Here is a 16,018-nt window from a genome sequence, read left to right as displayed (position 1 = left end):
CTAAAGGCGCAGCAGCAGACGCAGACGACGCAGCCGAGTAATTCGACAGCGTTTGAAAGAAGCGGGGCTTGCCCCGCTTTTTTATTGTCCCGAAAAGCATAACTCCGGCAGGCAATCCATTATGACGGCAGCTATTCAATTGATTGTTGGCCTAGGGAATCCTGGGGCCGAGTACGAACAAACCCGCCACAATGCTGGCTCTTGGCTAGTCGAACGCCTCGCGCGTGCGAACAATATTAGCCTTTCTCCTGATAAAAAATTTCATGGCCACGTTGGCAAAGGCACGATCGGCGGCCATACCTGCTGGTTACTCATTCCGGCTACCTTTATGAATCTCAGCGGTAACGCAGTGCAAGCACTCGCCTCTTTTTACCGTTTAGCACCAGAACAAATATTGGTCGTTCATGATGAGCTGGATCTAGATCCCGGCGTTGCTCGCTTTAAAAAGGGCGGCGGCCACGGCGGGCAAAATGGCTTGCGTGATATCATTACTAAGCTAGGAAATAACAAAGATTTTCATCGTTTACGTGTAGGAATTGGCCATCCGGGCGATAAAACCAAAGTAACTGGGCATGTTTTGGGCAGAGCCAGTAAAGCAGAGCAGCAGGCAATTGATGCCGCTATCGACGAAGCATTGTGTGTTATTCCAGATGCCATCGGCGGTGATTTACCAAAAGCCATGAATAGACTGCACTCTTTCAAGGGTTAAAGCCGCACTGCGATAGTGTTGGCGGGCGTGAATGGGTAGAATACCCAGCAAAATTTATACGAATCTGACAGGATACCTTTATGGGCTTCAAATGCGGCATCGTTGGCTTACCCAACGTCGGCAAATCTACCTTGTTCAATGCGCTAACCAAATCTGGTATCGCTGCCGAGAACTTTCCGTTCTGCACCATTGAACCAAACTCAGGCATCGTGGCCATGCCAGACAAACGTTTGGAAGAGTTGGCTGAGATCGTGAAACCAGAACGCGTTGTGCCAACCACAATGGAGTTCGTGGATATTGCCGGTCTTGTTGCTGGTGCGTCTAAAGGCGAAGGCTTGGGTAACCAATTTTTGGCTAACATCCGTGAAACCGATGCCATCGCACACGTAGTACGTTGCTTTGAAGACGAAAACGTTATTCACGTCGCCAACAAAGTAAATCCAGCTGACGATATCGACATCATCAATACCGAACTAATCTTGGCTGACTTAGATTCTTGTGAAAAACAGCTACAGCGCATTGCTCGTATCGCGAAAGGCGGCGATAAAGATGCCGTTGCGCAAAAGAACTTACTTGAGCGTTTGATTCCTCATTTCGAAGCCGGTAAAACGGCCCGCATGATCGAACTTTCTGATGATGAAAAGCGCGCCGTGCGCACTTTCCATTTACTAACGATCAAGCCAACCATGTACATCGCCAACGTTGCAGAAGATGGTTTTGAAAACAATCCTCATCTCGACACAGTAACCGCCATCGCCGCATCTGAAGGGGCTTCGGTTGTTGCGGTGTGCAATAAAATCGAGGCAGAAGTGTCTGAGCTTGATGACGAAGACAAAATGGAATTCCTTGCCGAAATGGGCATGGATGAGCCGGGCCTTGATCGCGTTATTCGCTCCGGCTATGAGCTTCTTGGCTTACAAACCTACTTTACTGCGGGTGTAAAAGAAGTTCGTGCTTGGACCATCAAGGTTGGCGATACCGCTCCCCGTGCTGCGGCGGCAATTCATACCGATTTTGAGCGTGGATTTATTCGCGCGGAAGTCATCGGCTACGGTGATTTTATTCAATATCGCGGCGAGTCTGGCGCCAAAGAAGCCGGTAAGTGGCGCTTGGAAGGTAAAGAGTACATCGTTAAAGATGGCGATGTTGTGCACTTCCGTTTTAATGTTTAAGACGCGTCGAAGCTAAAACGCCTTTTCAAAAGCGCCTTCTAAATCCATTTTAGAGGCGCTTTTTTATGGAATCTACATTTTGTTGCTAGATAATGAACAATAAGTTACCAAATCACTTATCTATTTCATTTTAAAGCTATAGTAGAATGCTGGTACTTTTCCCTCCTCGTAAAAGATTTTTATGACATTGCCTCTCCCGCTTCTATTGGCACTGCTATCTGCCATAGCACCGCTGGCCATCGACATGTATCTACCAGCAATGGCGCAGATGGCGAGCAGTCTCAACAGTGATATTCACCACGTTGAATTATCCGTGAGCACCTTCTTATTGGGCTTTGCGGTTGGTCAGATTACTGGCGGACCACTGTCTGATCGCTACGGTCGAAAGCCTATTATCATTGCAGGCTTAACTATCTTTGCTATCGCCAGCTTAACCTTATCGATGACAACGTCTCTATCTGGCTTGCTCATTTTACGCGCGCTTGAAGCGATTGGTGGCGGCTTAGCCACGGTCAATTCTACCGCCATTGTACGTGATCGCTTCGAAGGTAAAGATATCGCCAAAGTACTTTCTATGGTTGCGATGATTATGATGACAGCGCCATTACTCGCACCAATGCTTGGATCTCTCATCGTTAGTTTTAGCAACTGGCGCAGCATCTTTATGTTGCTGAGTGTATACAGCGCTTTCGTTATGATTGTGCTTGTTTGGTTATTACCCGAGAGTCACCCTCCTCATCGTCGTAGTCGCGCGAAACCTTGGGTTGGCTACGGCGTAGTACTGCGTCACAAGGTCGCTCGTCGCTTTATTCTGACCTTGGCATGTGCTTACAGCGGCATGTTTATCTTTATTACCGCATCACCCTACTTGTACCTCGATTACTTTGAGCAAACAGCCGCGCAATTCCCATGGCTGTTTGGTGCTAACGTGATCGTAATTATGCTCGTTAATCGGGTGAATATGTTGCTGCTTAACCACTTTAAGCCGATTGATCTAATTACTGCCGGAATTTCTATTCAGGTTGTGATGAGCTGCATTCTACTCACGTTAAGCCGTTACTTTCCTGATGCCTTTACGCTTTGGACCGTTTTGCCGCTGATGATGGCTTACGTTGGTGCCCTAGGTTTAATTTCTGCGAACTCAATGGCGACAGTACTGCAATATTTTCGCGATGTTGCCGGTTCGGCAACGGCTCTCGTTGGTGTAATGCAGTTTTGCGGTGGTGCGGCTTTCGGTTTATTGTGGGGACAACTACACGACAACACACCAGTACCTATGATGGCAATGATGTTCCTATCTGCTTTCTGTGCGTTCGTCGCACTGATGGCTGCGAAGTATTCGCGCGAAATACACGAAGCGCCCGCGACGTAATTAATATACCTATTAATAACGATACCCTCTTAATTCAACAGATTAAAAACAGACTGATCCATATTTAGTTCCAATTCGCGCTTGTCAGGCAGCCATCAGACGAGGAGAATGAACGTTCATTCCGGTAGTTATAGATGGTATGGATAAGCGCGAACAAATTCTTGAGGCTGCGGCCAATCTGATTGCAGAGCATGGACTCCAGTCTTCTCCTGTATCCCAAGTTGCGAAGCAAGCCTGTTGTGGGGCCGGTACGATTTATCGTTACTTCGAAACCAAAGAATCTCTTATTGAAGAGTTGTTCGTCTTAATGTTGCAACGACTAACCAGCGCCTGCTTGGAAGGCGATGATAGCAGTCATGCTCCCGAGCAACGCCTAAGACATATTTGGGCCAACACCTACAACTATCTGCATGAAAACGAACGCGACTGTGTATTACTCGATCATTTGGCGGCTTGCCCGTCAATTAGCGAAGAGATCCGTGCAGAAGCATTGGAAAATATTCATAGCGTTTTATTTGCTCTGCTTGATCAAGGCAAAGCTGACGGAATCATTAAAGACCTACCAAATGAAGTGCTAGCGACTTTTGCCTATGGCGGCTTAGCCACTATTGCTAAAAAGCGTCGCATTGCTCCACATATGATGGGCATACATATAAGTAACGAGATGCTGACCCAGCTTTGCTGGGATGCGCTTCGAGCTTAATCACGAAGAACTTAAAGAAGCATCAAATAGACAAGGAGACGATCAATGGCGAGTGTACATACCGAACAGTTCAGCAACTCTGAAAGCGCCAATGGCTTGCTAGCGCAAGGCACCGAAACGCCTAACCGCACGCACACTGGGTTCTTTGATGCTATTTCTCAGCTAGCCTTAACGCAGAAGCGTAACCGCCAGCGTAACACTGAAAAAGCAGCACGCTAAACACCGGCGTACAAGTAAAAATCCCGGCTAGTTAGCCGGGATTTTTGTTAGTGAATTATTGCACCTTCACCCGTATCACTATCAGCGAATGCCGGTGATAACGTATAAGCTCGATTGACAATCAACACGCTGTGATCCGGTACAAGGCATTCTTCACCATCTTGAATACTCTCTAACAAGATACAGGTCATGTCGATTGAATCCATACCCACGACGATCGCCATTACAAACCCATAACGGGTGTTCAGTGCAACTAAATCGCCAATTTCAAATTCTTCTCGTTCAGTGATGAAATCTTCACCGACAATATCATCACTAGGCCATGGCGTTTTGAAACGTGCCAAAGCAACCAGTTGAACTATCCCCTGAACAACGCCGTCGTTGATATCGAGCGTGATGCCCTCTTCTTCGCCGTCATCATCATCGGAAATACGATCAAGTAAACTTAAAAACAAATCGGAATCGTCATCAGACCAGCGGATATCCACTGCATGGCGATTTGATCGACGTGATTGAAAACAGACATCCACTGGGAATTCTGAAGCGGGCTCACCATCAGCATTCGATGGCATTAATAAACTAACGATCTCAGTACCGTTAGACTCGGCGTCTCGAATACGCCAGAACAGGGGCTGCATCTCTGCATTCATTGGGGTAACTCCTTATTCACCAGAACCGGGGGTTATGCCAGAACCTTACAGAGTTATTCAGTGGTTCATGCGGCAGTAAATACGATGTATCTCCTCTTTTGCACCTGCGTACTTGTTATATAGCAAGGCTGAACAAGCCTGACAAGCTTTGCGCAACAGGTTCAGAAAAAGTGACAAGTTTGTTGCTAGGTCATTAGCCATAATGAGTAACCCGTCGCGGGATTTGTTATTTGTTAGTGGTATGATCTCGCCCCCTAACAAGTTTGCCACTTCGCGTGAATCACTCTGTCGACTTTAATTTGTCCGCCGTCATTGGAATATCATGAAAAAACATGTCCTGCTGTTGACCTCTATTGCTGCCCTAATCAGTGGCTGTGCTACTCCGGTTGCCAACTTTGAAACACTTAGCCAAACCGCTACTCGCGATGCTGCTCTTGCTGACGATAGTGCTCTAGAACTGTTGCAGCGCAGCGAAGCACTAGCGGTCGATGCCAAGCAAAAGAAACTGAGTTACTTCGCCCCAGCACATGCTGAAACAGCGCAATACTGGTTAGATAAAAGCCAAGCCCTTAGCGCAAAAGGCAAACCTTCTGGCGAGGTTAAAAGTGCTGCTATGACCAGTATTCGCACTTGGGAAGCCGGTCTGCAAGCACGCGAAAATGCATTAAAAACATTGAAACCTGCATTCGATCATCAACAAGTACTGCGAGAAATCCACGCCAACGACTACTACCCCGAGGATAATCGTCAACTCAATGAGCGCTTAACCCGACTTATTCGCACCTTGGAAGCCGATAAGCAGCAAGAAGCAAGCAAAGAGCAACGGAGCCTATTGGCCGATATGCATGATCTTGAAGTTCGTGTTGTTGAATTCGTGCAACTGCAAACGGTAAAAGACGATCTAGCCAAACTAATGGCTGAAAATGCCGACGAGCTTTCACCTATAAGCTGGCAGACCGCACAAAGCGCACTAAAGCAGGCACAAGCCCTGATTGCTAAAACACCGCGCGCAACAGGAGCAATAGCCAAAGCAACAGAGGGCGCTAAACGTGCAGCAGCGCATGCTCGCGTGATTGCGGATCTTACCCAAGAGATTCTGGCGGCTAAAGATGCCGACGCTGAAGCGTTAGCACTGCGTATGGAACGTTGGCTGTATCAAATAAGTGTGGCACTTAAACACGACGATATTCGCTATTTATCCATGCCTGAACAATCTAAGCGTTACGCAGCGGCCGTTGAAGAGCTGCTGCGCTAACGTCAATGTTTAGTCGTTATCTCGTGGTGGAAAGCTCATCACGGGAAACGGCGTGACATTCGAACCATCCCCCTTACTGACTTTAGGCGTACCTTCTTTCTCAACTTCATCAATGCGAATGATGGAGTTCATCGGAATAAAAGTACGCTTTACGTCGGCAAACGTTTCTTTCAACTTTTCTTCTTCCGAATCGAGTTCGCCTGGGGCGCCTTCACCAAACAATAGTTGTTCGACTTCGATAAATCCGTACAACTCACTTTGGTAAATGTAGCTGGCGTAAATTTCGAAAATATCGCCCTGCTGCTGGAAAATAATACGGTAGGTGGGTTCGCTAGTTGTACGAGTTGTCATGAGGTCACTATCAAAATCGCCGTCAGCCTATCTGACGGGCGCGGCAGTATAACACGACTAAGGACAGCAATACTGGCGAAGACGTGATCAGGCACAGTATAATGGAGCCCTTTTAAGAAGAACTGCGCAATACCCTTACATTATGTAATGGCGCGCATGTAACTCGAGGCTATCTGCACCGCATGACTGAGCAAGTTAAAAAACTCTATATCAAAACCCACGGCTGCCAAATGAATGAGTATGACTCATCACGTATGGCTGACATGTTGGGCGAAAGTCATAAAATGGTGATTACAGATAACCCGGAAGAAGCCGACGTTATCCTTCTCAACACCTGTTCCATTCGCGAAAAAGCCCAAGAAAAGGTATTTCACCAACTGGGCCGCTGGAAAGGTCTGAAAAGCAAAAACCCGAATTTAAAAATCGGCGTTGGCGGCTGTGTAGCCAGCCAAGAAGGCGATGCCATCATGAAACGTGCACCATTCGTGGATATGGTCTTCGGCCCGCAAACTTTGCATCGCCTGCCAGATATGGTGAATAAGGCGAACAACTCGATTCAGGTGGTTGATATCACCTTCCCTGAAATCGAAAAATTCGATCACCTGCCAGCGCCGAAAGTCGAAGGTTGTACTGCCTTTGTTTCTATCATGGAAGGCTGCTCTAAATACTGCACTTTTTGTGTTGTGCCTTATACCCGTGGCGAAGAAGTCAGTCGCCCGCTGGCTGACGTACTGAAAGAAGTTCAATCGCTGGCCGATCAAGGCGTACGCGAAGTGAACTTACTCGGGCAAAACGTTAACTCCTACCGCGGCGACACCGGTGATGATGATTTCGCCGATCTAGCAGAACTCATTACCTTAGTTGCAGAGATTGAAGGCATTGACCGTATTCGTTTCACCACGTCCCATCCGGTTGAGTTCAGTGATAGCCTGATTGATGTGTATGCCCAAGTACCAGAGTTAGTTAGCCACTTACACTTACCGGTACAAAGCGGTTCAAATCGTATTTTGAGCGCGATGAAACGTGGTCACGAAATCAATATGTACGTCGATAAAATCGAACGCTTGCGCAAGCTGCGCCCGGATATCTCGATTTCATCCGACTTTATCATCGGCTTCCCTGGTGAAACCGAAGAAGACTTCCTTGAAACGATGAATTTGGTCAACCAGATTGGCTTTGATACGTCCTTCAGCTTTGTTTATAGCGCCCGTCCGGGCACCCCTGCGGCAGAACTTCCGGACGATACGCCGGAGTCACTAAAGAAAGAGCGCCTGCAGATTTTGCAAGCTCGCATCATTCAAACTGCCGCTCAGATCAGCCGCCGTATGGTGGGCCGTGAAGAAACCATCTTAGTCACTGCTGTATCACGTAAAGATCTAGGTGAACTCTCGGGTCGTACGGAAAACAACCGCGTGGTGAACTTCCGCTCTGACGACCATTCTCTGATTGGTAAATTTGTGCGCGTGAAAATTGACGACGCGTATCAAAATAGCCTTCATGGCATTCTTTTAAATCCTGAATTAGCGTATTGATATCCACCACAGATATCATGTATTCAACTTGTATTTTCCTTACTTAGCCTCCACATTGAAGGTCAAGTAAGGATTATCACAGAGGTTACTTTGACAGAAACACACAGCAGCGAATCTGAAACGGCTTCGGGCCAACACACCTTAAGTTTCACTTTGGAACCTGACGACGCTGTTCGCCTCGCCAATTTGTGCGGTAATCTCGACAGCAATCTAACGCACATTGCCGAACACTATGAATTGTCGATCTATAATCGCGGCAATCGCTTTCAGCTCGAAGGCAGTATTAGCAAGGCTAAACGAGCCGCATCACTGCTGCAAAAACTGTATAAAGAAACCAACAACGGTACGGAAATAACTCCGGATCTGGTGCATCTGTTTCTGCAAGAAGACAGCAGTCGCGTAAGTCAGCGTGGTAAACGTAGCTATGATGCTGACATAGGCTTAATCAAGACACCTCTAGCCGTCATTAAGGCGCGTGGTTCAAACCAGCATGAGTACCTTGAGCGCATTCGAGAGTTCGATATCAATTTCGGTATTGGACCTGCGGGGACGGGTAAAACTTACCTTGCGGTTGCCGCTGGTGTCGAGGCTTTATTGCGCGACGAAGTAAAACGTATTTTGCTGGTGCGTCCTGCGGTTGAAGCCGGCGAAAAACTTGGGTTTTTACCGGGCGATTTAGCTCAGAAAATCGATCCTTACCTGCGCCCACTGTATGACGCCCTTTATGAAATGCTAGGTTTTGAGCAAGTCGCCAAGTTAGTAGAACGTAATTCAATCGAAATCGCGCCTTTGGCTTATATGCGTGGCCGTACACTGAGCCACTCATTCGTTATTCTCGATGAAAGCCAAAACACCACCAAAGAACAAATGAAGATGTTCTTAACCCGTATTGGTTTTGGTTCAAAAGCGGTTATTACTGGTGACGTTACTCAGGTCGATTTACCACGCGGCGTATACTCTGGGCTTAAACATGGCCTAGAAGTTCTCGATGGCGTGCAAGGTATTGGCGTTACCCGTTTTGCCAATAAAGACGTTGTACGTCATCCACTAGTACAACGTATTGTCGATGCCTATGATCGCTTCGACGCAAAAGCGGATGGTGCCGATACAATCGCAAACAACCAGCTAAGCGGTGATGCGCAATGATGCTGCAGCTTGATGTACAACTTGGCGATGATTTAGAAGACAGCCCTGAGCTTCCTAGTGACGAGCAGTTTCACCACTGGGCTGAAGCGGCCATTGCCAATCGTACCGATTTTGAAAACCCTGAGCTAACTGTTCGATTAGTCAGCGAAGAAGAAAGCCAAACGCTCAATCATGAATACCGCGGTAAAGATAAGCCAACCAATGTGCTGTCTTTCCCATTTGAAGCTCCGCCGCAAGTTCCTATCGAACTTCTGGGTGATTTGATCATTTGTACCGAAGTGGTCAAGCACGAAGCGGAAGAACAAAACAAGACACTAGAAGCCCATTGGGCTCATATGGTTGTTCATGGCTGCTTGCATTTGCTCGGCTACGACCATATAAATGACGACGATGCCGAGTTAATGGAAGGCCTAGAACGGCAAATACTCGGTAACCTGGGATATCCCGATCCTTACTTAAATGAGGCAACATGAGCGAAGACCGATCGAGCAGCCAGCCAAGAAGCTGGCTGGAGCGAATCACCGATGTATTCTCGGACGACCCAAGAAACCGGCAAGACATCAAAAACATAGTTCGTGAGGCTGCCGAGCGCAGCATTGTCGATAGCGAGACCCTGAATATCCTCGAGGGTGCTTTGCAAGTATCCGAAATGCAGGTGCGCGACATTATGATCCCGCGCTCGCAGATGATTTCCATCAATGTCAGCGAATCCATCAAGAATTATCTTCCTAGCATCATCGAATCCGCTCACTCGCGCTTTCCGGTTATGGGTGAAGGCCAAGATGAAGTCGTCGGTATTTTATTAGCCAAAGACCTACTGCCTTTGGTGCTAAAAAATGATTGTGAAGATTTCCGCCTGAAAGACGTTTTACGACCAACAACATTTGTACCGGAGAGTAAACGCCTCAACGTGCTCCTGCGTGCATTCCGCGCAACCCGTAATCATATGGCTATTGTGGTCGATGAATTTGGTGGTGTTGCAGGCTTAGTAACCATCGAAGATGTACTGGAACAAATTGTTGGTGATATTGAAGATGAACACGACTTTGACGAAGAAGATAGCCTGATCAAAGAGGTCGAGCCCGGTATTACCGTAGTGAAAGCACTTACCCCATTAAGTGACTTTAACGAACATTTTAAAACACGCTTTCCTGATGAAGACTTCGACACCATCGGTGGAATCGTTGCACACCATTTTGGTCGTGTACCCGAGTGTAACGAAACCATACGCATTGATGCTTGGATATTTCGTGTTATTAACGGCACCAGTCGTCAGATTAATTTGCTTGAGGTCACGCCCGCGGGCGAAGAATAGCCAGTGCCGACTTTCGGTTTACGTCTTTCCTACATTATCGCCCTAGTCTCTGGGGCGATTTTTCCGCTAGCACTAGCCCCTTTATTTTGGTGGCCAATCCAGCTGTTAAGTATTGCCGGTTTGGCACTCGCATTTCCTGCTGCAAATACAACCCGTCAGGCATTTACTATTGGCTGGTGTTACAGTTTTGGACAATTTGCCACTGGGGTGTCTTGGATTTATGTATCAATACATAGCTTCGGTGGGACCCCTATTTGGTTAGCCGTTCCTATGGTTGGTATTTTCGCCGCTTTTTTAGGCTTATTGCCCGCCGTTTGGTTTGCACTGCGTCAGTATTTAACCGGTAAAACGCTTGCTTGGCTGACGTTACCCGCATTTTGGTTAATGCATGAATGGTTTCGAAGTTGGTTTTTTACTGGTTTCCCGTGGCTATTTGCTGGAGAAGGCCATGTCGATACTTGGCTATCGGGATGGGCACCCATAATAGGAAGCTATGGTATTTCTTTTATCGTGGTGTTAACCGTCACTATGACACTTGAGGCGCTGCGTCAACGTAAGCCATTATTTTTATTAATTCTCTCGTTATGGCCAGTTGGCTTGGTACTGCAAAGTATTGAATGGACGAAAATAGAAGGCACCATGACCGTCGCCGCAGTGCAAGGCAACGTGAATCAGAACGATAAATGGTTACGCGAAGAAATTCTTCCGACGATCGAGAAATATCAAAACGCGAGTGAGCCATTACTCGGCACTGATCTTATTTTGTGGCCAGAAACGGCAATTACGTTATTTCTCGATCAGTACCGCCCACACATGAAGCGACTTGCCGATGAAGCAAGCGATCAAGGCAGCACCATTGTCACGGGCATTCCTTATCGTTATGCATCAGGTACAGCACTTGCCGGTGAATTTCATAACAGCGTCACTGCCTTTGGTGCTGGTAGCGGAATTTATCACAAACAACGACTGGTGCCTTTTGGTGAATACGTACCGCTGGAAAAGTTAATTCGAGGTTGGATACCCTTTTTCGATTTAGATATGTCTAGTTTTCTCGAAGGTGAGTCTGATCAACCACTATTGTTAGTTCCGATCACCAGTGATGATGGCAATGAAGAGTTAGCGCTTATTGCTCCTTTTATTTGCTATGAAATTGCTTACGCCGATTTGGTTGCACACAATGCCAAAGAAGCTGATTTACTCGTTACCGTTAGTAATGACGCTTGGTTTGGTGATTCATTGGGGCCGAAACAACATATGGCATTAGTACGTATGCGTGCCCTTGAGACCCAACGCTACATTTTGCGTTCAACCAATACCGGTATCACCGCACTGGTTGACGAGCGCGGCCATTTTGTTGAACGCATACCCGTTAATTCTGAAGGTGTTTTAACGGGTACTGCTCAGCGCCGGAGTGGCATCACACCTTATATGCTATGGGGAATTTGGCCAATTTTGGGGCTTGCATTTGTCATTACAATTGTAGCCATGTGGCAACGTCGCCATCTCAAGAAATTATAGCAACTGCTTCATACTGGTTATATTTAAGTCATTTTTTAATGGCGAAGAAATTAGTCGTGGCTCTGGTGGCAATGTTGCTAAATGCTGACGCAATGGCTGAGTTAGCTTGGACATGTAATCCAAATAATTACTAATCATTAATTCAACATCGACACCCTCTTCTCGTGCCGTCTGCAACAACTTATGTTGATGATTTAAATGTGCCTTAACATCAATTAATTCAAATAATTTTTCTGTTAGTAATAAGCGAATTCGACGTGAGCTGGTTGAGGATGCTTTTAGCACCAGGTTATCGCTAGCAGCCATTAAACTATCGGTCACATCAACTTCCAACCGAGCTAATGTTTTAAGATCGACCCCTCTATTCACAGCGATATACATCTCTTTTACCAAGCTAGCTGTGCGTCCATTCTCTGCGGAAAGACCCGTTTCTAGACGCCTTAACACGGCTAAACGCATCCCCATTGGCACGGCTTGATTAAACATTTCCAAACCGGATATCAGCAAGCGTCCACCCAATTCTAATTCGGGAATACGGTATAAGTTATCAAGAAAGTCGAGACCGGCATCTTGCTCAATATCCCCAATGCGGATACCTGAACCTTGCACACTATGAATAATATTCATACGACCTAGCGTGCGCAGTGCCATGCGCAAAGAGGTGCGATCGACCCCGAGCTGCTCGGCAAACTTGCGCTCTGGGGGTAATTTGTCCCCTGATTTTAAATCACGGATGAAAATAAGCGATATAATAAGATCAGCAACCTGATCGGGCAGTATTTTTGTCATTCTTGTAATGTTTAAGGTGGAATCTTGGTTGAGTCTCGCCAAAAAAATCGTCTAGCGCAAGCCACCGATGGGATTACCCAGTGGCATTAGACAAAAAACGTACAAGAGCCTTGCATACACTCTAGATAGACAGTAGTATACCAGCTATTGGTTTATCCAATTTTGAGAATGCACACTATTCGGCCGCAACGGAGAACTTCCGTTGCGGTTTTTTTTTGCCTAGCCAGTTACACTAAGCAGCTACTTTATTGAAACTAATCTCACATGGCTAAATTGCTCTTTCGTTTAAACGGCGTCACTAACGACGAAGCTGAGGATGTTCGCACTTTACTCGCAGAAGCCGACTTATCGGTATACGAAACACATGCAGGGCGTTGGGGATTATCGGTCGCTGCCATCTGGATACGCTATGAAAGCGAATATGAGGCCGCTCGTGCGATTATTGATACATACCAGCAAATACGTTACGAAAAGATCAGAGCCGAGCCACACGAGACCATAGGTGAGCGAATTGGACGCAAACCGGCCAATGCCCTGCTCACGTTAATTGCCGTAGCAGCAGTAATAGGGTTAACGATTGGACCATTTCTAACGGTGTTTAAATAATTCAGGCCTAACAGCACAATCATTCGATTAGTTAAGTGCGTCTAAACGCTGCTGAATAGCCACCACTATGGGTTGATTGGCATCGGGAAAGGTAAACTCGTTTAAGCGCGAATAATGAACCCAGCGCACTTCTTGACCTTCAGCGCCATGTGCGAGCAATGCATCGTTCATATTGGCTTCGACCCAGCAGACATCTAGCAATACGTGCTTGTCTGGATATTCGAATGGGATCTTCATTAAAGAAGTAATGGCACTTTGCGCAACAGGCAGTGCCACTTCTTCGTCGAGCTCACGTACCAAGGCTCCTTCCACGGATTCATCCGCTTCCACTTTACCGCCAGGAAATTCCCAACGACCACCCTGATGTTTATCGTCAGGGCGGCGTGCGATCAAAACATCTTGATCGTTCACCACCACAACAGCAACGGCTACGTGAACTTGCTTCATTACGAACGGTAGTTGGCGTTAATCGTTACGTATTCGTGCGACAAGTCCGTTGTCCACAAAGCTTCTGTCACATCACCGCGACCCAAGATAATACGAACGGTAAACTCCGACTGTTTAAATACAGCAGCACCAGCAGCCTCCGTATAACTATCGCAACGCCCGCCATCCTGAACGATTTGCACGTCTTCGATATAAATCTGCACACGATCAAGATCGAAGTTCTGAACACCAGAACGACCTACTGCAGCCAAAATACGACCCCAGTTAGCATCGGAAGCAAACATAGCAGTTTTTACCAGAGGCGAGTGCGCTACGGTATAGGCAACATCCAATGCTTCTTTCTGACTAGCCGCTTGATCAACTTGGATAGTCACAAACTTAGTCGCACCTTCACCGTCACGAACGATGGCTTGTGCCAAAAGTTGGAAGGCTTCTTTCAACACAGTGTACAACTCTAGCGCCGCAGCACTGTTCGCATCGTCGATCACTAGACCACTCTGGCCCGTTGCAATCAGCATGCAGGAATCGTTGGTCGAAGTGTCGCCATCAATAGTGATGCGATTAAACGAACAATCGGCAAACTCTTTACACCATTGCTGCAACAAATCTTGGCTTACACCAGCATCCGTTGCGATATAACCCAACATGGTGGCCATGTTCGGCATAATCATGCCGGCGCCTTTGGAAATCCCCGTGATTGTTACAGCTTTACCTTCGATACTAATTTCACGGCTATAGCCTTTAGGCAATGTATCTGTGGTCATGATGCCTTTAGCAGCACGAGCCCAATTATCTTCTGCCAAATTTTCTAATGCCGCAGGAATACCGCGTTCAAACGCTGCCATATTTAATGGCTCACCAATCACACCAGTAGAAAACGGTAAGATCTCTTGTGACGTAACCCCAGTCGCTTTTGCCAGCATATCGCAGCTCACTTCTGCGTTGCGGAAGCCTGAAGGACCCGTGCCAGCGTTAGCATTGCCTGTGTTAATCAACATATAACGCGCAGATGTTGCCGCCATATGTTTACGACATAGCTGAACTGGTGCTGCGCAAAAGGAGTTAGTGGTGAATACACCCGCCACACTGCTACCTGGGGCCAATTCTAAAATTACCATGTCGTCACGGTTCGGATAACGCACAGCCGCCTGTGCGATACCTAAACGAACCCCTTTTACTGGGCGAAAGTCTTCAAATACAGTGAAGTTTACAGCCATTTTCTTTTGCTACGCCTTATGACAATTTGCCATGACAATGTTTGAATTTTTTGCCTGAGCCACAAGGACACTCGTCATTGCGCCCAACTTTTTGCTCATCACGAACGTACGGCTGTGCCGGTTGCTCGTCGGCGTCATCGCCGCCGTCACCTTCAATTGCCGTTGCCGCCTCATGTTGATAACTCGCGCGAGCCGCTTGAGCAGCTGCTTCAGCACGACGTTTTTCTTCTAACTCACGGACCTCTTCTTCTTTGCGCACCTTAACGTGCGAAAGAATGCGAATGGTATCGTGCTTGATATTTTTCAATAGCTCTTGGAATAAGCCAAACGATTCACGTTTGTACTCTTGCTTAGGGTTTTTCTGGCCATAACCACGCAAGTGAATACCTTGACGTAGATGATCCATGGTTGCCAAATGCTCTTTCCATAAATTATCCAGAACCTGCAACATAACCTGACGCTCAAACGAGCGCATAGCCGCGGCACCAACCGTGGCTTCTTTTTCTGTATAAGCTTCGCTGATAGCTTTCGAAATTCGCTCACGAAGGGTTTCTTCGTAGAGTTTTTTATCGTCGTCCAACCACTGCTGAACAGGTAATCGCACATCAAATTCAGAGCGTAAATGGCGCTCTAAACCTTCAATATCCCATTGTTCAGCCAAACTTTGCGGCGGTATAAATTGATCCATTGCATCAGTAACCACATCACCACGAATGCTGTTAATGATTTCGGAAATATCGCCCATTTCCATTAAATCATTACGCTGGTTATAAACCACACGACGCTGATCATTGGCTACATCATCGTATTCCAATAGTTGCTTACGAATATCGAAGTTGCGGCCTTCCACTTTACGCTGCGCTTTTTCTACCGCATTGGTAACCATGCGATGTTCAATCGACTCACCATCTTTCATACCCAGTGCTTGCATCATGCCGCGCATACGCTCAGACATAAAAATACGCATTAGATTATCTTCAAGACTTAGGAAGAAGCGCGTAGAGCCGGCATCACCTT

General features: G+C 46.9%; 18 protein-coding genes. 12 read left to right on the top strand and 6 right to left on the bottom strand.

Annotation, left to right across the window (positions count from 1 at the left end; translation table 11 throughout):
• Positions 1-121 precede the first annotated feature (121 nt).
• The 5 genes from pth to UXZ23_RS15060 all read left to right on the top strand — a co-directional run bounded on the left by pth (position 122) and on the right by UXZ23_RS15060 (position 4,175).
• Positions 122-709, top strand: a complete 588-nt coding sequence (gene pth / locus UXZ23_RS15080; protein WP_320821365.1) for an aminoacyl-tRNA hydrolase — start codon at positions 122-124, stop codon at positions 707-709.
• Between the two features lie 80 nt (positions 710-789).
• Positions 790-1,881 carry a redox-regulated ATPase YchF gene (ychF, locus tag UXZ23_RS15075; protein WP_320821364.1) on the top strand — a complete coding sequence of 364 codons (1,092 nt, stop codon included), beginning with the start codon at positions 790-792 and terminating at the stop codon, positions 1,879-1,881.
• A 181-nt stretch (positions 1,882-2,062) separates the two neighbouring features.
• Positions 2,063-3,253 (top strand): multidrug effflux MFS transporter, encoded by a 1,191-nt coding sequence (locus UXZ23_RS15070; RefSeq protein WP_320821363.1) that lies wholly within the window; start codon positions 2,063-2,065, stop codon positions 3,251-3,253.
• Positions 3,254-3,392: 139 nt separating this feature from the next.
• Entirely contained in the window at positions 3,393-3,956 is a 564-nt protein-coding gene (locus UXZ23_RS15065; RefSeq protein ID WP_320821362.1) for a TetR/AcrR family transcriptional regulator, read from the top strand.
• A 45-nt stretch (positions 3,957-4,001) separates the two neighbouring features.
• On the top strand, positions 4,002-4,175 hold the full coding sequence (locus UXZ23_RS15060; protein WP_320821361.1) for a hypothetical protein: 174 nt from the start codon (positions 4,002-4,004) through the stop codon (positions 4,173-4,175).
• Between the two features lie 47 nt (positions 4,176-4,222).
• Here UXZ23_RS15060 and UXZ23_RS15055 read toward each other — a convergent pair whose 3' ends face one another.
• Positions 4,223-4,825 (bottom strand): hypothetical protein, encoded by a 603-nt coding sequence (locus UXZ23_RS15055; RefSeq protein WP_320821360.1) that lies wholly within the window; start codon positions 4,823-4,825, stop codon positions 4,223-4,225.
• Positions 4,826-5,147: 322 nt separating this feature from the next.
• On the opposite strand from UXZ23_RS15055, the gene UXZ23_RS15050 reads away from it, so the two are divergent.
• The gene (locus UXZ23_RS15050) at positions 5,148-6,080 is read left to right on the top strand and encodes a hypothetical protein (protein ID WP_320821359.1); all 933 of its coding nucleotides are present in this window, start codon (positions 5,148-5,150) and stop codon (positions 6,078-6,080) included.
• A 9-nt stretch (positions 6,081-6,089) separates the two neighbouring features.
• Here UXZ23_RS15050 and UXZ23_RS15045 read toward each other — a convergent pair whose 3' ends face one another.
• On the bottom strand, positions 6,090-6,431 hold the full coding sequence (locus UXZ23_RS15045) for a DUF1820 family protein (protein WP_320821358.1): 342 nt from the start codon (positions 6,429-6,431) through the stop codon (positions 6,090-6,092).
• A gap of 182 nt (positions 6,432-6,613) precedes the next feature.
• Here UXZ23_RS15045 and miaB point away from each other — a divergent pair, with 182 nt between their 5' ends.
• The 5 genes from miaB (at position 6,614) to lnt (ending at position 11,942) form a co-directional block, all read left to right on the top strand.
• Positions 6,614-7,963, top strand: a complete 1,350-nt coding sequence (miaB, locus tag UXZ23_RS15040) for a tRNA (N6-isopentenyl adenosine(37)-C2)-methylthiotransferase MiaB (RefSeq protein ID WP_320821357.1) — start codon at positions 6,614-6,616, stop codon at positions 7,961-7,963.
• A 90-nt stretch (positions 7,964-8,053) separates the two neighbouring features.
• A complete protein-coding gene (locus tag UXZ23_RS15035; protein ID WP_320821356.1) occupies positions 8,054-9,109 on the top strand; it encodes a PhoH family protein in 1,056 nt (351 codons plus the stop codon).
• A complete protein-coding gene (gene ybeY, locus UXZ23_RS15030) occupies positions 9,106-9,582 on the top strand; it encodes an rRNA maturation RNase YbeY (protein WP_320821355.1) in 477 nt (158 codons plus the stop codon). Before UXZ23_RS15035 ends, ybeY begins: the two co-directional genes overlap by 4 nt.
• The gene (locus tag UXZ23_RS15025; RefSeq protein WP_320821354.1) at positions 9,579-10,424 is read left to right on the top strand and encodes an HlyC/CorC family transporter; all 846 of its coding nucleotides are present in this window, start codon (positions 9,579-9,581) and stop codon (positions 10,422-10,424) included. Before ybeY ends, UXZ23_RS15025 begins: the two co-directional genes overlap by 4 nt.
• Before the next feature lie 3 nt (positions 10,425-10,427).
• Positions 10,428-11,942: an apolipoprotein N-acyltransferase gene (gene lnt / locus UXZ23_RS15020; RefSeq protein ID WP_320821353.1), complete on the top strand. Its 1,515-nt coding sequence runs from the start codon at positions 10,428-10,430 to the stop codon at positions 11,940-11,942.
• Here the strand turns inward: lnt and UXZ23_RS15015 are convergent.
• Positions 11,937-12,731 (bottom strand): FadR/GntR family transcriptional regulator, encoded by a 795-nt coding sequence (locus tag UXZ23_RS15015; RefSeq protein ID WP_320821352.1) that lies wholly within the window; start codon positions 12,729-12,731, stop codon positions 11,937-11,939. The genes lnt and UXZ23_RS15015 overlap by 6 nt on opposite strands.
• 264 nt (positions 12,732-12,995) lie before the next feature.
• Between UXZ23_RS15015 and UXZ23_RS15010 the strand changes: the two genes are divergently transcribed.
• Positions 12,996-13,337: a DUF6164 family protein gene (locus UXZ23_RS15010; protein WP_320821351.1), complete on the top strand. Its 342-nt coding sequence runs from the start codon at positions 12,996-12,998 to the stop codon at positions 13,335-13,337.
• Between the two features lie 27 nt (positions 13,338-13,364).
• On the opposite strand, the gene mutT is transcribed toward UXZ23_RS15010, so the two are convergent.
• The 3 genes from mutT to UXZ23_RS14995 form a co-directional block, all read right to left on the bottom strand.
• Positions 13,365-13,784: an 8-oxo-dGTP diphosphatase MutT gene (gene mutT / locus UXZ23_RS15005; RefSeq protein ID WP_320821350.1), complete on the bottom strand. Its 420-nt coding sequence runs from the start codon at positions 13,782-13,784 to the stop codon at positions 13,365-13,367.
• Positions 13,784-15,001 carry a bifunctional glutamate N-acetyltransferase/amino-acid acetyltransferase ArgJ gene (argJ, locus tag UXZ23_RS15000; protein ID WP_320821349.1) on the bottom strand — a complete coding sequence of 406 codons (1,218 nt, stop codon included), beginning with the start codon at positions 14,999-15,001 and terminating at the stop codon, positions 13,784-13,786. The genes mutT and argJ overlap by 1 nt, the downstream gene beginning before the upstream one ends.
• Before the next feature lie 16 nt (positions 15,002-15,017).
• On the bottom strand, positions 15,018-16,018 hold a 1,001-nt coding region (locus tag UXZ23_RS14995; protein WP_320821348.1), incomplete at its 5' end, for an SEC-C metal-binding domain-containing protein.

The organism is Thalassolituus sp. (genome assembly GCF_034111725.1).
GTDB lineage: Bacteria > Pseudomonadota > Gammaproteobacteria > Pseudomonadales > Oceanobacteraceae > Thalassolituus.
The sequence above is the reverse complement of the archived record's forward strand: the minus strand, read 5'-3'. Positions and strand labels throughout refer to the sequence as shown.

Excerpts from the sequence above, each read along its gene's own strand:
- pth (WP_320821365.1), top strand. The coding sequence starts at position 122 with ATGACGGCAGCTATTCAATTGATTGTTGGCCTAGGGAATCCTGGGGCC.
- ychF (WP_320821364.1), top strand. The coding sequence starts at position 790 with ATGGGCTTCAAATGCGGCATCGTTGGCTTACCCAACGTCGGCAAATCT.
- UXZ23_RS15070 (WP_320821363.1), top strand. The coding sequence starts at position 2,063 with ATGACATTGCCTCTCCCGCTTCTATTGGCACTGCTATCTGCCATAGCA.
- UXZ23_RS15065 (WP_320821362.1), top strand. The coding sequence starts at position 3,393 with ATGGATAAGCGCGAACAAATTCTTGAGGCTGCGGCCAATCTGATTGCA.
- UXZ23_RS15060 (WP_320821361.1), top strand. The coding sequence starts at position 4,002 with ATGGCGAGTGTACATACCGAACAGTTCAGCAACTCTGAAAGCGCCAAT.
- UXZ23_RS15055 (WP_320821360.1), bottom strand. The coding sequence starts at position 4,825 with ATGAATGCAGAGATGCAGCCCCTGTTCTGGCGTATTCGAGACGCCGAG.
- UXZ23_RS15050 (WP_320821359.1), top strand. The coding sequence starts at position 5,148 with ATGAAAAAACATGTCCTGCTGTTGACCTCTATTGCTGCCCTAATCAGT.
- UXZ23_RS15045 (WP_320821358.1), bottom strand. The coding sequence starts at position 6,431 with ATGACAACTCGTACAACTAGCGAACCCACCTACCGTATTATTTTCCAG.
- miaB (WP_320821357.1), top strand. The coding sequence starts at position 6,614 with ATGACTGAGCAAGTTAAAAAACTCTATATCAAAACCCACGGCTGCCAA.
- ybeY (WP_320821355.1), top strand. The coding sequence starts at position 9,106 with ATGATGCTGCAGCTTGATGTACAACTTGGCGATGATTTAGAAGACAGC.
- UXZ23_RS15025 (WP_320821354.1), top strand. The coding sequence starts at position 9,579 with ATGAGCGAAGACCGATCGAGCAGCCAGCCAAGAAGCTGGCTGGAGCGA.
- UXZ23_RS15015 (WP_320821352.1), bottom strand. The coding sequence starts at position 12,731 with ATGACAAAAATACTGCCCGATCAGGTTGCTGATCTTATTATATCGCTT.
- UXZ23_RS15010 (WP_320821351.1), top strand. The coding sequence starts at position 12,996 with ATGGCTAAATTGCTCTTTCGTTTAAACGGCGTCACTAACGACGAAGCT.
- mutT (WP_320821350.1), bottom strand. The coding sequence starts at position 13,784 with ATGAAGCAAGTTCACGTAGCCGTTGCTGTTGTGGTGGTGAACGATCAA.
- argJ (WP_320821349.1), bottom strand. The coding sequence starts at position 15,001 with ATGGCTGTAAACTTCACTGTATTTGAAGACTTTCGCCCAGTAAAAGGG.